The sequence below is a fragment of the Virgibacillus sp. AGTR genome (genome assembly GCF_016919725.2).
Taxonomy (GTDB): Bacteria; Bacillota; Bacilli; order Bacillales; family Amphibacillaceae; genus Virgibacillus; species Virgibacillus salarius.
In genome coordinates, this window is the sequence record NZ_JAJERH010000096.1 from 1 (window position 1) to 14,690 (window position 14,690).

Annotated in this window: 14 protein-coding genes; 3 read left to right on the plus strand and 11 right to left on the minus strand. The window is 35.2% G+C overall.

All coding sequences use genetic code 11. The annotated features are described in order from the left end of the window. Positions 1 to 766 precede the first annotated feature (766 nt). From JUJ52_RS21045 to trhA, 5 genes are all read right to left on the minus strand, one after another. Positions 767 to 1,990 carry an MFS transporter gene (locus JUJ52_RS21045; protein WP_166530756.1) on the minus strand — a complete coding sequence of 408 codons (1,224 nt, stop codon included), beginning with the start codon at positions 1,988 to 1,990 and terminating at the stop codon, positions 767 to 769. 285 nt (positions 1,991 to 2,275) lie between these two features. Then, positions 2,276 to 2,968, minus strand: coding sequence for an OmpA family protein (locus JUJ52_RS21050; protein ID WP_026683024.1), 693 nt, complete (start codon positions 2,966 to 2,968; stop codon positions 2,276 to 2,278). Beyond that, positions 2,958 to 4,787: a MotA/TolQ/ExbB proton channel family protein gene (locus JUJ52_RS21055; RefSeq protein WP_205388435.1), complete on the minus strand. Its 1,830-nt coding sequence runs from the start codon at positions 4,785 to 4,787 to the stop codon at positions 2,958 to 2,960. Before JUJ52_RS21055 ends, JUJ52_RS21050 begins: the two co-directional genes overlap by 11 nt. A 325-nt stretch (positions 4,788 to 5,112) precedes the next feature. Then, on the minus strand, positions 5,113 to 5,919 hold the full coding sequence (locus JUJ52_RS21060; RefSeq protein ID WP_205388434.1) for a YihY/virulence factor BrkB family protein: 807 nt from the start codon (positions 5,917 to 5,919) through the stop codon (positions 5,113 to 5,115). Between the two features lie 191 nt (positions 5,920 to 6,110). Then, positions 6,111 to 6,755 carry a PAQR family membrane homeostasis protein TrhA gene (trhA, locus tag JUJ52_RS21065; RefSeq protein WP_205388433.1) on the minus strand — a complete coding sequence of 215 codons (645 nt, stop codon included), beginning with the start codon at positions 6,753 to 6,755 and terminating at the stop codon, positions 6,111 to 6,113. 306 nt (positions 6,756 to 7,061) lie between these two features. Here trhA and JUJ52_RS21070 point away from each other — a divergent pair, with 306 nt between their 5' ends. Next, positions 7,062 to 7,226, plus strand: a complete 165-nt coding sequence (locus tag JUJ52_RS21070) for a hypothetical protein (protein WP_166530759.1) — start codon at positions 7,062 to 7,064, stop codon at positions 7,224 to 7,226. A 408-nt stretch (positions 7,227 to 7,634) separates the two neighbouring features. On the opposite strand, the gene JUJ52_RS21075 is transcribed toward JUJ52_RS21070, so the two are convergent. After that, positions 7,635 to 7,943: a putative quinol monooxygenase gene (locus tag JUJ52_RS21075; RefSeq protein WP_205388432.1), complete on the minus strand. Its 309-nt coding sequence runs from the start codon at positions 7,941 to 7,943 to the stop codon at positions 7,635 to 7,637. Positions 7,944 to 8,101: 158 nt separating this feature from the next. Here JUJ52_RS21075 and JUJ52_RS21080 point away from each other — a divergent pair, with 158 nt between their 5' ends. Both JUJ52_RS21080 and JUJ52_RS21085 read left to right on the plus strand, forming a co-directional pair. Continuing rightward, on the plus strand, positions 8,102 to 8,881 hold the full coding sequence (locus JUJ52_RS21080) for a DeoR/GlpR family DNA-binding transcription regulator (RefSeq protein WP_121604918.1): 780 nt from the start codon (positions 8,102 to 8,104) through the stop codon (positions 8,879 to 8,881). 1 nt (position 8,882) lies between these two features. Next, positions 8,883 to 9,737, plus strand: a complete 855-nt coding sequence (locus tag JUJ52_RS21085) for a Cof-type HAD-IIB family hydrolase (protein WP_121604917.1) — start codon at positions 8,883 to 8,885, stop codon at positions 9,735 to 9,737. A 346-nt stretch (positions 9,738 to 10,083) separates the two neighbouring features. Here JUJ52_RS21085 and JUJ52_RS21090 read toward each other — a convergent pair whose 3' ends face one another. From JUJ52_RS21090 to JUJ52_RS21110, 5 genes are all read right to left on the minus strand, one after another. Continuing rightward, complete coding sequence (locus tag JUJ52_RS21090; RefSeq protein WP_121604916.1) at positions 10,084 to 11,283, minus strand: transglutaminase-like domain-containing protein; 1,200 nt, start codon at positions 11,281 to 11,283, stop codon at positions 10,084 to 10,086. A 74-nt stretch (positions 11,284 to 11,357) separates the two neighbouring features. Further along, positions 11,358 to 11,780: a thiol-disulfide oxidoreductase DCC family protein gene (locus tag JUJ52_RS21095; protein WP_121604915.1), complete on the minus strand. Its 423-nt coding sequence runs from the start codon at positions 11,778 to 11,780 to the stop codon at positions 11,358 to 11,360. After that, positions 11,752 to 12,714 carry an HTTM domain-containing protein gene (locus JUJ52_RS21100; protein WP_205388431.1) on the minus strand — a complete coding sequence of 321 codons (963 nt, stop codon included), beginning with the start codon at positions 12,712 to 12,714 and terminating at the stop codon, positions 11,752 to 11,754. Before JUJ52_RS21100 ends, JUJ52_RS21095 begins: the two co-directional genes overlap by 29 nt. 194 nt (positions 12,715 to 12,908) lie before the next feature. Further along, positions 12,909 to 13,559: a DUF5819 family protein gene (locus tag JUJ52_RS21105; RefSeq protein ID WP_162986393.1), complete on the minus strand. Its 651-nt coding sequence runs from the start codon at positions 13,557 to 13,559 to the stop codon at positions 12,909 to 12,911. 73 nt (positions 13,560 to 13,632) lie between these two features. Beyond that, positions 13,633 to 13,959 carry a hypothetical protein gene (locus tag JUJ52_RS21110; protein ID WP_205388430.1) on the minus strand — a complete coding sequence of 109 codons (327 nt, stop codon included), beginning with the start codon at positions 13,957 to 13,959 and terminating at the stop codon, positions 13,633 to 13,635. Between the last annotated feature and the right edge of the window lie 731 nt (positions 13,960 to 14,690).

Genomic DNA, 14,690 nt, shown 5'->3' on the forward strand with positions numbered 1-14,690 from the left:
TCTAACATTTCAAAATAACTACTTGGCTTAACGCAGTCATTGCACTAATTTTATACTTTCTTAACTTATAAAAAATAAACAATATAAAAAAAGAACGGCATTTTGCAATGATCACATAAAGTTAGATACAGTTATTTCATTAGGTAACTGTTTGGGCATGAGCACGATATAGTAACCGGGCTCATGCTTTTTAATTAGTGTATTTAAAATCACAAACTATGCTTGTGTGAAAATAACCTTTAAGAGCTGTAACAAAAGAATCGTAAAATCTCTGTCCGTTCGGGAATGCGAATAGGATTTTTACTTACGATGATGTATTACTCTCGTAAAATTAACAACAATATCCCATCTATCTACCCTTTGCTTATCCGAAGTAAATAGATCATTCACTTCTATCATTTCCAACGAATGAATGAGAAATCTACTAGATAGACAGCTGCGATTGCCCCTCGATCACGAAGTATACATACTGGATCATACCATTTAGTATGACAAAGCGAATAGCGCAAATGGTGTGGAATGCCTTCTTCTATACATTAGCGATTCAATGGATTCATTTGTCTATTTTTTAGCATATGATTAGGTTTTATATCATCTATCATCTGTACACATTACAATACTAAAAGTAAAAGGTAGCTGTTCCCGAATTTTTGTTATGACGGAATAACATGGTTAATATAGTAAAGTTTCATTAAACTATCAAAATTATAAACAGCTAGATGGCTACTGTGACTTGTTGCTAACAGGAACCAATCCTATTGACTAATTAAACAACCTCTGATACAACTGCCTCATCGTCATGGATATTTTTCCCTCTATCTATTTTCAGACTCATCATGACAATGAATGAGATGCAGTATAGCGCTGCTAAGTATGTCATTGCTAATGACATACTGGCGTGTTCGAGAATAAAACCTACTAAAATTGGAGATAGTCCACCAACGGCCCTCCCAAAATTAAAAATGGTGTTTGTTGCCGTACTTCTAATATCAACACGATAGAAACGGCTTATTAAGGCTCCATATCCAGCAAACATCCCATTTGAAAAGAATCCAACAATCGCTCCGCCGATGAGTACACCAGTACTTCCAGTTGCATATGCGTACATAAATACAGCAGCCGCAGAAGCAAGGAGGAAAATACCATAGGAAACCTTTAAACCAAATCTATCTATAAACCTACCAAAAGTCAGCATCCCCGCAATCATTCCTACAGCAGTACTGATTGTCCAGATTGCTGAGCTTGAAACAGATAATCCTTGAGATTGCTGTAGCATCGTTGGAAGCCAAATCATTAAACCATTATAACCAGCGATTTGTACAGTTGCCATCACAGCTAAGCCGATCGTTGTTAATGCAACACGTGGCGAATGAAACAGTTGCTTTAGCTTACCTTGTTTTTGAATTGCCGGTTTTTGCTTCTGTGCTGCTAGCCATTCTGGTGATTCTTGCAAATTTCTTCTAACAAAATAAGCAAATATAACTGGAATGATTCCAACTAAAAACAAGCCCCTCCAGCCAAAAATTGGTAAGAGCACAGAACTTAAAACAGCGGCTATAATAACTCCGAACTGAGCGCCAATACTGACATAAGAAGAAGCGCGCCCTTGCTTATTTTTCGGCCATGCTTCTGCGACAAGCGCCATACCAATACCGTATTCTCCGCCAGCCCCAAGTCCTGCAATAAATCGGAAAATATATACTTGTTCAATGTTAGTTGCCAATCCAGTTAGCGCCGTACCAATCGCAAACAGGAAAATCGTATACGTAAAAATACGTACTCTACCAAACTTGTCCGCTAATATACCAAAGATTATGCCGCCGATAAGCATACCTATATTTGTAATAGATGATATAAATCCACCCGTAGTTAAATCAATTTGAAAATCAGCAACGATTAAAGACATAGCAAAGGAAATGAACATAATATCCATGCCTTCTAATGTTAAACCAGTTACGGAAGCTACCACTGCTTTGTTACGATATTTCATTTTTTGTCTCCTTTCAAGCCTCACTGGACTTCGTTTAAAGGTGTTGAGTTTTCATCCGAAGCTTATTTAGTGTTAATATAAAATAAAATACCCTTTATCCAGAAGAGGAAAAGGGCATGAACGGTTATTTTAATAACTATAATAGTCACGTCACTACCCTTTTTGGTCTCTCTGGACCATCTTAAAGGAATATGCTGTTATATATATTAGCATATTGACGAAAAGCATGCAATATTGTTAATTTCTAAATTTAATACTAATGCATCGCATTCACTCTCTTTTCATTTACTTACCTAAAATCTCCCTTGTCTTCTCCAGAATTTCCTCATCTTTTAATCGAAATTTGAACTCAACTCGTCGAGATTTCTTCGCATTATATCCACCCTTATCATCTGTGCGAACATCAGAAAATGACTTGCTATTAACGGTCAGCTTTTCCTCTAAATGCTGTTGAATATTCTTATATGGAAAATCCGCACTTAAAATATATGCTGCAACACTATATGCCCTATCTTGTGAAAGCTTTAGATTATATAAATAAGTGCCATCTCGATCAGTATGCCCTTCAATAATAATCTCCGCGATATATTGTTCATAACCACTTTGCAAAAGTATATCTAAATATTTTGGCACGAACTCATCTAAAAAAGTAAACGATTCTGGCTTTAATTCATCTTTGTTGTATTCAAAGAGAATTTCCGTGTTAAAAATAATGGCGCCTGTCTTATCATCGACTTCAACCCCGAGTTCTGAACCGCTAAATTCTTCTTTTAAGTCATTCACCAATTTCGCACGCACTCCCATAATTTGATCTAGTGTTTCCTTCATTTCTTCAATCTGTAATGATTTAATGACCATCATACAGATAAAAATTAGCATAAAGCAGAGTAAAATGGTTGTCAGTAAATCTGTAAAAGATGGCCAGAAATGACCTTCATCCTGATCCTGCTTAAATAATCGTTGATATTTAGTATTCATTCTGACTCAACCTTATCGGATTATTCGGTGTTGTTGTTCGCTGTACAAAAGCTGTTAGCTGTTGGTTAAGTATTTGAATCTCACGGTTAAGATCTTGCAAGGTTTGTTGAATTAAACGGGCATGACTCTGTTCATTAGCTTCAGATGTTCGACGTAGGTCTTGAAATTCCTTGCGAATCCCATCATTTGCTCCTTGCATATAATCACGAATCGCCTGACCAACTTTATCCAATTTACTTCCAAGTGACCCTTCAAGATTTGTCACATAAGTTGATAACGTATCCTTTAAGACGCCTACACTTGTCTCTAACTGGTTTTCTCGTTGTTGAAATGCTTGGTTCATTTGTGAAATGGTCGTATTCATTTCCTGAATTAACTGGTTATTTTTCATTCCCAATTGTTCATATGTGCTGGAAGCTTCCTGCATATGCTTCTCAAAATTCATCGAATCAGCTAAATGTGTCTTCAAATGTTGATTGAAGGTTTGATTAAATTCTTTTAGTTCTGTAAAACGATCCGACAATAAATGCTTATATTCTGCCTGTGTTTGATTAATAACATCCAATGCTTCAGGGAGCTTCACAATGGAATGCCCCATCTTATCAAAACCTGTAGAAAGCTCTCGTAGCTGTGTCATAATCCCAGTCAACTTGGTAGAAAGATCTTCGCCGAAGACTTGCTTAAATTCCTTATTATGACTGGCCATCCGCTCGACTAAATCCTTGGACTTACCATTAATACTTTCAAATATCGTATGCAACGAGCTTTGCTCTTCTAACAGATCAGAAGTAAATTGCTTCATATCACCTACCGATTTATCAAATTGTTGGAGTGTATCTAATTGAGCACGGGAAACTTCTTTTACCTTTTCATAAGTATTTTCAAATGCTTTCAACATTCGTTCATTTCTGCCGTCAATACGCTTAAAATACGTAAATAATGCTTCGAAGTTTTCATTCAGATTTTTAGTTCCTTCAGAAAACCCATCTGTTACATCCTTCATATAATCAAAAAGTTGTTGAAAATGACGAAGATTTTCAGAGAGCCCATCATTAAATGAAGCTAAATCCTTTGCTGACTGCTGAAGTCCTGTTGTATATTCTTGAAACCCAGTAAATGCAGCTTCTATCCCCTGTAACGACTCTTGGTTCGTTTCCTGCAAGCTTAGAATAGATTCATTAATGGTTTCAGATACTTGGATTAATTTACTAATACCGTGCTGTTCATTCTCTTCAAATTTTGATTCAGTCATCAGCATAATATCTGTGAGCATAAATTCCGTATTGAGTACTTTAATCAATACCGTCATCACCAGTGAGAAGCCCATCCCTGCTATACTCGTATAAAAGGCAACATCAATACCTGCTAAAACACCCGCTACCCCTTCGACTAAATCACTTCCTTCGATATTAATGCTACTTAATGATGACGTTAAACCTATAAATGTTCCTAATACCCCTATCAAAATAAACATCGAAACTGTCATTTGAATTATTTTTATTAAACTAACCACAGGTACATTAAACAAACGCCAACTAGAAAACTTCTCCTGTACGAATGTTTCTGCTTTTACAGCCTCTCCTTGCTGCTTCTTATCATATTGTTGTTTAAATGAAGCTAGTGGTTCTATCTCCATTTGACTGGTATCTTTTAAGAAATCCCTTATTTTCTTTAGCTTGTTAAACAACGCCAAATGTACCAAAAGCGCGACCATAAATGTGACAAACAATACGATAAAGATAAGCTCTATCATCGGGTTTGCTAAGATCGCCTCTGCTTTTTGTTCGCTAGTAAATAGTTTTAATATCGATTCAATCATTCATCTTCCCCCTAATGTAGAGATTCAACAGCTGCTTTGTTAGGTCTTAGTGAATGTTTATGCTGTATACATCTTACTATATAGCTATTCATGGCATGGCCAATTCATGTATAGTTGTTGAAATATAACCAGCTGATGCAAGAACAGGAAAGATGTTTGCAAAAAAATCTTCTGTAACAACGATATAAGACGATAACTGCGTGTTGCTACGGAGAAGTGCACAACAATACAAAATTTAAAGCAAGCCAAAAGGTGCTCCTCTGTCTTTCCTACGAGAAGCACCTTTTAGTTTCATAATTAGTTATTTATACGTTTGATTTTATTTTTATTTAACTGATGTGACAGGAAAGATGATTGTATTCAATAATGCACCCATAATAATGATCATGGCGGAAAAATAAAACCACAGCATTAGAACAACAATACTACCCAATTGACCATAAAAAGCAGTATAATTATTTTGGCTAACAAATGATGAAAAAACGATAGAAACAATCTGCCAGCCAATCGTTGAGAAGATTGCTCCTGGAAGCACGTTTCTCACCTTGAGATTAATATTTGGAGCAAAATAATACAATCCGATAAAGAAAACCATTATAAATATGCTTCCGACACCCCATTGAAACAAGAACCAATACCCTTGAAATCGCTCAATAAACTGGACATCCTGTAAATAATGTCGCATGAATCGATCCACTAACGGAATCACTACAGTGAATAAAATAGCGAACATTAACCCAAGTGTTAATACTAAACCCTCGATAACTTGTTTAATAAAATTCTCCTTCGCTTGAATACCATAAATTTCATTAAGAATCCGTTTCAAGCATTGCACACCCATAGAAGAAAGCCAGATACTGATCAGAAAACTGAAAAAAGCCATCTGTTGATTCGCTAAAATATTGGATATCGTATTTTCGATTAAGCTATACGTACCTTCTGGGGCAAATGGACGTACAAGTTCAATAATATAATCTTCGCTTATAGGTAAATATGGAAGCAGCGAATAAATGACTAAAAGAAACGGGAAAATAGAAAGCAGAAAATAATAGGCCATTTGCGCAGACAAATCATAGACCTTGAAGGTAAAATATCGATTTACCAACTTCTGAAGTACTCTAATAATAGCCATGAAGAAGACTCCTTACATACCTCGCATAAAGTAAAACTTCTATCCGTGGGGTTTTGTTTTTCCCCACGGATTGGTAGTACAACAAGGGTATGACCTAAAGGCCCTTAAACCAATCGGACATTTACTGGCAGTCGTCCACCATTTAACCATATTGGTTTCACTTTTTTGCTGAAATGGGGGCTTACTGTCAGTTATATGCGGGATACATACAACAATACACAAAAAAAGTGTGTAGCTGTACCAGCTATAACAAACAGATGCCACACTGCATGGTGATAACGAAAACCTCGCCATACATAGAAAATAGCTCCAAACGTGTAACAGAGACCACCGATCACAAGCAGTGTCACACCATTAGGATGTAGATTATTAACAATCTGATCCCATCCTAATGTAACCATCCAGCCCATTGCAATATAAAGTATCGTTGAGGTTATCAGATATTTTTTCACAAAGTACGCTTTAAATACGGTTCCGGCAATTGCAAGTCCCCAAATAATACCAAACATTGTCCATCCTAATGCACCTTTTATAACAAGAAAAGTAAACGGTGTATATGTCCCAGCAATAAATAGATAAATGGACGAATGATCAAAGATTTCAAATAGATCTTTCGCCTTACCTGGCGGAAATGCGTGTACCAGCGTTGATGATAAATAGAGAATTACCATCGTTGTACCGAATATCGTAAAGCTAACAACATGCCACGCTGTCCCGTACAAGGATGAATATACAATTAGTACAATCAATCCTGCAATACTCCCTAATGCTCCTATCCCATGCGTTATCGCATTGGCTATTTCCTCACCTTTTGAAAAAACATGTGTTTGTGCCAATTGATCATTCCTTACTATTCTATATTTACAAATAATTTTTCTACATTACTCCCTCATTGATCACTAATTATAGTATAACAATAAGATATATATAATACCTTAATAAGCTTACTCCATATTTTTTCTTATTAGAAGCTGGAACCTCTCTCTATAATCAATTTAAATTGGTAGAAGTATAGAAGTAGACCCTTTGCAGGTTTAAATAGATCCGCCTTTAACCTATCTACTATCTTTAGCTATCTTTGAAGGATAATTGCCATTTCTTGTCGAATAACATAGTGAATAAGTAAGAAAGGATGAACAAAAGTGCATGATTCATTTATTTCATTATTTGGATTTATACCACCATTATTTTATTTAGGTTTTATCGTATTTGTCATTTGGTTTCTGACCCAAATAATTCAAATTCAAAGGCAGAGAAATGAAATTCTAAAAGAAATCCTACAAATGATAAACAAAATGTCTGATTAGATCGAGGCATGAAGATAACTAAGCTGGTCTTTTCTAAAGACCTGCAACACACTACATTATCTTCGGAAAATACGAAAACTCCTTGATTAAGAAAAATGTTTTTCTACGTGGGTTGTATCGCTACCGAAGTTTCCCTTATCCTGTGAGTGGATACACATCTGCGACTTAAAGCTGTGTCAGCACGAAGAGGCTCACCGGCGACCCACGGTAACTCCAGATCAGCTTCGTTACACGAACTATCAATCTATTTATTCGTTATTTCTCCGATTAAAATACTTTTTTCCCATCGCTATTGGAGAACATATATTTTCCATACAACAACGGTTCACACTCCTCATAAGTAAATAGCTTTTGTAGCTCTTCCAGTTGTTGCATGATCGTAAATCGTTTTACGACAGCCTATGTTATTTAAATACCTTCTTTACCTCTAACTGGTGTTAGCGTGCATATCCTTTCTACACTGTTTATATAAGGCTTAGCTTTTTGAACGAGTGCTTGTGTTACGTTCAAAGTTAACGAATCCTGATGTGCTTCCTGACTTTCCCACAATTCATAAACATAGATATCTGTATCCCTTTCATTTGCTAAGTTAACTATATAGAACTGACACTCCTCTAATTCTTCCATTTCACCTCCTGCATTTACAAGTATTTCCGCTAAGTATTCCTGCCTTCCAGCAAAAGCAGTAAACTTTGTAATTAATCCAAATCTACGCAAACCAAACCCCTCCTTTTATTTATTCGTTCGGCAAATCATTGTCATTATCCTGCTTGGCGAAAGCATTAACTTCACTTAAAAAAACTTAAAAATAATTACAATTACTTATATTTATAGTATAATGAAAACAAAGCACAGAATGATGGAGGCGGATCTGTTTGTATCAAGAAGAAAGATTGATTGGCATACTGGAGTTTCTTCAACGTAATAATAGGATATCTGTTGAGCAAATCTGTTCCTTGTTTGCCGTTTCCAGAGACACAGCCAGAAGAGATCTTGTCAAATTGGAAGAAGAACAAGCGATTATCCGTACACGAGGAGGCGCTATTCTCCCAGCATATCATAATGAAGTAAAAAGCTATTCCAATCGCTTAACGATGGTGTCTATTGAAAAAAAAAGTATTGGAAAAAAAGCGGCTATGCTCATTTACCCAAGAGACAGAATCATTTTAGACGCATCAACAACTGTTCAATCCTGTGCTGAGCAGCTCAATAATATTAACTGTACAATCATTACAAATTCAATTAATCAGGCAGATCTATTATCTACTAAATCTGAAATGAATATTCAACTACTTGGAGGAACCTTGGAAAAGGATCACCGTTATTTATATGGTCCATCAGTCATTAGTAAACTTTCAGAATACCTTGTTGATAAAGCGTTTATTGGTGTAGTAGGAATATCTGAACATGGATTAACCGTCGCTCATGAAGAAGATGGGATTGTAAAAAGAAAAATGATGCAACAGGCAAAGCAAGTTATTGTTTTAGCCGATAGTACGAAGTTAGGAAAATCAGATTTTTTCCGCTTTGCTGAGATACGTGATATCGATTTATTAATAACCGATCGAACTCCTTCACAAGCGTTTAGAGAGTTACTAACTAAGCATAATGTAGAGCTATTAACCACAGATTTGCATGAAATAGGAGATGACTAACATGACAAAATTAATCGCCATTGATTTGGATGGAACCTTGCTAAACGAAAACAACAAGATAAGTATAAAAAACCTCGAAGCGATAACTTCTGCTCAGTCGAAAGGGATAGAAGTCGTTATCGCTACTGGGCGTGCGCACTTTGATGTTCAAACACTTTTTAAAGACACGGGTATTAACACGTGGATTATTGGAGCGAATGGGGCAACCATACACAGCCCAGATGGTAAATTATACCGATCAAAAGCAATTCAAAAACAGGATGCAGTCAACATACTGAACTGGCTTGAAAAAGAGGACTATTATTATGAAGTATTTAGTAATCATGCCATCTACACACCACAGCATGGCAGAGAATTACTAGCAATCGAAATAGATAGAATGAAAAGTGCGAACCCAGAAATTAATGTAGATCAGTTATCCGATGCTGCAAATAAGCAGTTTAGTCAAACTGGCTTTTCATTTATACGTTCCTACCGAGACTTCATTGGTCAGGATTTGGATGTTTATAATGTTCTTGCATTTTCGTTCAATAAAGAAAAGTTGGAAAAAGGAAGAAACCACTTTAAAAATCTAGCCAATTTATCGATTGTTTCTTCAGCAGAGCATAACTTTGAATTAGAGCACATTGATGCTTCCAAAGGAAATGCATTAAGCATGCTAGCAGAGGAATTTAGAATTGAGCTATCAGAAACAGCGGCCATCGGTGATAGTTTTAACGATTTATCGATGTTGGAAATCGCTGGTAAAAGTGCAGCAATGGGGAATGCCCCTCAGAAAATTAAAAATTCGTGTCAAGTAGTTACTTTGCCTAATACAGAAGATGGCGTCGCTCACTTTCTTCATTCATTACGTTAAGAAAATTACGGAATGATACTCTGTTTGGCGTGACGTCGAAGATGACGGCGTAACATGCAGCGTATTTTCTGAGCGTGTCCCTTATTGGACATGCTTTAGCTTGTAGAAATCCTAGTCTCTACAAGCTTTTTGATTAGAATAAAAATAATATAGCCACTGAATATGCGAGACGCCTTTAAAAAGAAGCACGCTTTTTCTGCGTGCAATTTATCGCTGCCGGAGTCATTTTATTCAAGAAAAAACTCCTTTCTATAAAATTCTTTTTATTCATTTCCCAGTACGTATAAGTTTAAAACTTTATAGCATTTCAAAAAATATGGAGGTGGACAATAGTGACCAAAAGGAATTATAGAATAGTAGAAATTGCTCCTATACTTACCATTAGCAAAATAATACCAAAAAAAATGGTAGCTATCGAGAAGAATAACACTCGCTCTTTTCTTATAACAAAAGATAAACAGAACAGAAACGCAGGTACTGGAAACAGAATACTTAAAGGTTCCCATTTGGTGACAAAATAGAACATTGCTAATAGGAAAGCACTATATCCGAACACGGATCTAAGTAGTAGTATTAATTTTTTATTTCCAGTTTCATGAACGCTCCACAAACCAACATAATGCTCCGTTCTATCTTTCAATGGTTGTTCATCTTCATAATAGAAATAAATAGGCTGGAGATAGGGTATTTTTTGTTGCACTACATCTTTCCCCCAAATAAATGACTTTCCCGCTATATCAAACGTGTTGTAGATATGCCTATTCTGTACAGATACTTTTGGATAAGCGGGAGTCGGGGTATGTTCTGTGTCAATAGAAAAAGTAATTCGCTGATTATCTGTTTTCCCATAGTACGCTTTCCAAGATAAAGTTTGAATAGGAGAGAAAATGTATCTCCAGAACTGTTTTTTTACTGTAGCAGCCATACTTGTATCAACTGGTATCCAACCTTCTTGTTCCAAGTAAATTTCATTCCATACATGCGGCTGATGTTTTCCACCTGTAAACGCCCCTACCATTACACGGCAAGGGATACCAATAGCACGACAAAGGGCTGCATATAGAAAAGAAAATTCACCACAATCTCCGTTCTTATCTTTGAGGAAATGTGTAACCCCCCTAGCTTTTGGAGGAAATTTATAGTTATAATGCTTGACGATATAAAAAAACAGTAATTTTGTTTGTTCTTTTGGATTTGTTTCACTTCTAATGACATTGAAAGCGATGTGCCTTACTTCTTCGTTTACACAAACCATAGGTGTCGACCTTAAAAAGAAATTTTTTTCTTCTTGGGTCAATTCTGGCAGACTATCTTCTGTTTTGCTTAACAGCTCTATCTCGTAAGATGCTTTCATTGTTTCACCAGATTCAATTTTATAGAAACTAATCTGATTACCAATCATATCTTCATTTTCTTGAACGGGTAATGATTTCTGCTCGTTTATTATTTTCTGATACCTCGTCTCTGGTGGAGATGCTAGCCATAGGTATACATTAGCGGAAGTAGAATTAAAATATTGAAAAGTATAGGTTACTTTATTTTTCAAAGTTTCACCTGCTTTTTACTTATTTTTAGTAAAAACCTTGTATTACAAATGGTTTTTGTATTTATCAATATCGATTAACTTTTATCATGGATCCTACAAGAATCACCTTCACATCCTCCAACTGGAAGTATTTTCCGCTTACTTGCCAACCAGTCATATAACCTAGACCCCACCCCCACCCAAATAAACAGTTTAAGCAAGGGGACCGCGGGCCATAAAAATGGGACTTGTTTAGCTATACGTAATATACTATCTATTCCTTCTTCTATTACACCATTTATTATGATAATGGTGTGCATTCGTTTTTCCACTTTTTCATATTCTAAGCCGTATTCATTTAAAACAGCTATATTTCTAGTAGACTCATATTGAAGACGACGGAAACAATCCATTTTTGCTAGTATTTTCATGCTTCTTGTGCAAACAGGGCACCAAGTATCATAAAAAACAAGGACACGATTCTTTTCTTTAGACTTGTTCGATCTGTTCAACTTCATATTGCTTCCCCTTTCTGAGCCTTAATTTAGATAATAATCTTTTCACAGCTGTGTATGCTCGTTCATACTCTTCATTTTTCAGTAAAACAAGTTGTATGGAAATCATTGTCGCAGAAAAAGTAAACAATCCCATCACTATCGCAATGCCTATATGCATAGCGATAATATTAAAGATAGCAATATATCTAGTGTAGCGATTGAATAATAAAAATGGATATGTTATTTGCGCAAAAATAGCTCCATATGCACCAATCAGTAATAAAAAGTCGGATGATATAACTAACTCCTTAAAAAACGGATGGGTGTATTCGTCTACTTGTAAGATATAGTAAAGTGCTGTACCGTTTTGCCAAACTTCTCCCATGATCTTGTGCATACCAGATGTTAAATACATAAAGGAGACTTGTATAATGGAAGCAAGAACAGCTAAATTATGAAATGCATTGGATAAAGACGGTGACAGGGTAATACTGGAAACTTTCTGTTTTCTTCTATAACCATCCAGTGAAAAAAATGCCGTAGTATTTGCAAATAACAAATAAAATAGAATGATCCTCATTACATTGTCTCCACCATCTAGAATTAAAACATTTGCATGTTGAAGAGACCAAATAAAAATGAAGTTTAAGATAGCTGTTAGTCTTCCCATGAATCCAATAGTAAAGAAAAAAGCGATTACAACACCGATATGAAAAATGATTTCAAAGTACAGTAAGGAATCATTTAATTGATAGATAGAAAAATTATTAGTGGTAAACAGTTGTTTTGTTAAAGTTTCATGATCCTGCATCCCATTTGGTCCCCACAGAAATCTTCGTTGCCCATAATGAATAAAATAGAAATATAAAATTAATAGACCAAAAGCAATTCTAATTAAACTGGTTCCTATTAACATATGTTTTTGTGTAGATAGCTTCTCATAAATTTTATTCAAAACTTGGCATCCTCCTTTGAGTAAATGTTTGGTTTAATTTTATAATATTTAAAGCATATCCATAAAAAGCCCTTACGAATGAAAATGACGTGATTTAAAATAGTTAGAATTAATTAATCACATCTTTTATGTGACGTGTTCTCTTACTCAGATTACCCGGGTACCTCTGGCGATAGATAACTGTTGAAAATGCATTAAAACACAGGGGAAACTTTTTCGAATTCTCGCCATTCAAATTCATGTATATTTGTTTTATTTTTAAAGGTTGGATTGCTCTGTTCCGAATAAGGTGTAGCCTCTGTTTGTCTAACGATTAATTGTGTACGTGCTATATCTTCTCCAGGATATAAACTGCTTACGTAAGATTGAGCATAACGATTTAATATGTCAATCCCATCTTCTCTTTGCTCTTTCATCATTTCATTATCCAGAATATAGTCAAAATCTTCCTTATTTAATTTTTTTTCTTCTACTTTTTCAGATAGCTTCATGGTTATGTCATCTTTTTGATGAAGGGCAGTAAAAGCGCCTCGCTGAATTCTAACTAAACGATTATAAGGTGTAAAACGATTTTTATAGTTCTTTTCAATCATAAAAGACGTTAAATTAATCCATTCTGTTGTCTCTCCATTAGCCAATTCTGCACGTACTAGGAATTGGTTGTTCGTACTTGCTGGATTGGGAGCAAATAATCTCCAGTTCTGTGAAAACAAAGGTTCCATATATCCATTTATTATAAATCCGAATTTTGCTTTTACAGGATTAAAAGGGGCTAAATAAATAGCGGTAAATAAAAAATGTATGGAAAACAAAATAATAGAAAATATTATAATAATTTTTTTCAACATAATATCACCTCTATCTATTGGACGATTGTCCCATGTTTTGGGACAATCGCCTTTTATTTAATGTAAATATTTATTGATCAAAAACCACTTTAATATTTTCATAACCAGTCGGGCTTGCATTTATTGCACTGCCTCCTAATGCATCATATGCATCAGCACCGGCTTTAGCTGTAAACCCTCCAACAAAAGCTGTTGCTGCAACACGCGAAGCTTGCATTGCATAAGCTCCTGCAGCTGCTGGAGTTGCTTCAGGAGACACTTCATTGTTAGAAGCTAATTCAGTCTGGACAGCTGTTTGCGTTTCAATATCATCAGCACCGGCAAGGACAGATGTTGTAGCAGTACCTCCAATAAATAAACTTAATGTTAAGACTCCTGTTATTAGCTTTTTTTTCATTAAACTATTCCTCCCATTCATATTAAAAAATAAATTACCAACTACACCGACCTGTACTTATCTTGATATCTTATTCATAGATCCCCTCCTTCAAAGAGGTTGTACAAAAAGTCGATAATGAGAACATATGAATTTCTTCGTTTACTTACTACTTACCATCGAACTTCTTGTACTTTCTATCCTCCTTCTAGATAGTAATAAACCTATTTCATGTACAAAGTAACACAGGTAAAATGCAATTAATGTCATAATTTGTTGAAAACATGTAAAAAAAAGTTAATATTTTTTACACAAATTATGAGAGCAAATTTAGGTTTAATACAGCCAGCTATTCCATAGGGGATCAGAAGGTAGTTTAGAGTAGTGGTCATGAAAGCATGGATGACGTGAGCAAATATTTCTTACTATTGGTGTACTTCCCTGTAATTCATGCCTGTCCAAAGGTCTTTTTGAAAACGTTTATGATTCTATTTTGAATGATCGTCTAATATTTAATAGATAGGAAGTTTTAAGTTTAAATATAAGGTTAGCATCGCTAATTAATTACAGAGGGGGCAAAAGAAAATAAGATAAAGAACATATATGATATGTTCCCATCAAAGTAAACCGATTAAAATTGTCCTTAAGATTGTGCTTAGCGTTGTAAATCTGAGTGTATAGAGGAAATATTTCACTCATTTTTTTAAAAATCATCTACATAGAACTACGGATATGTTATTACATTACTAAGT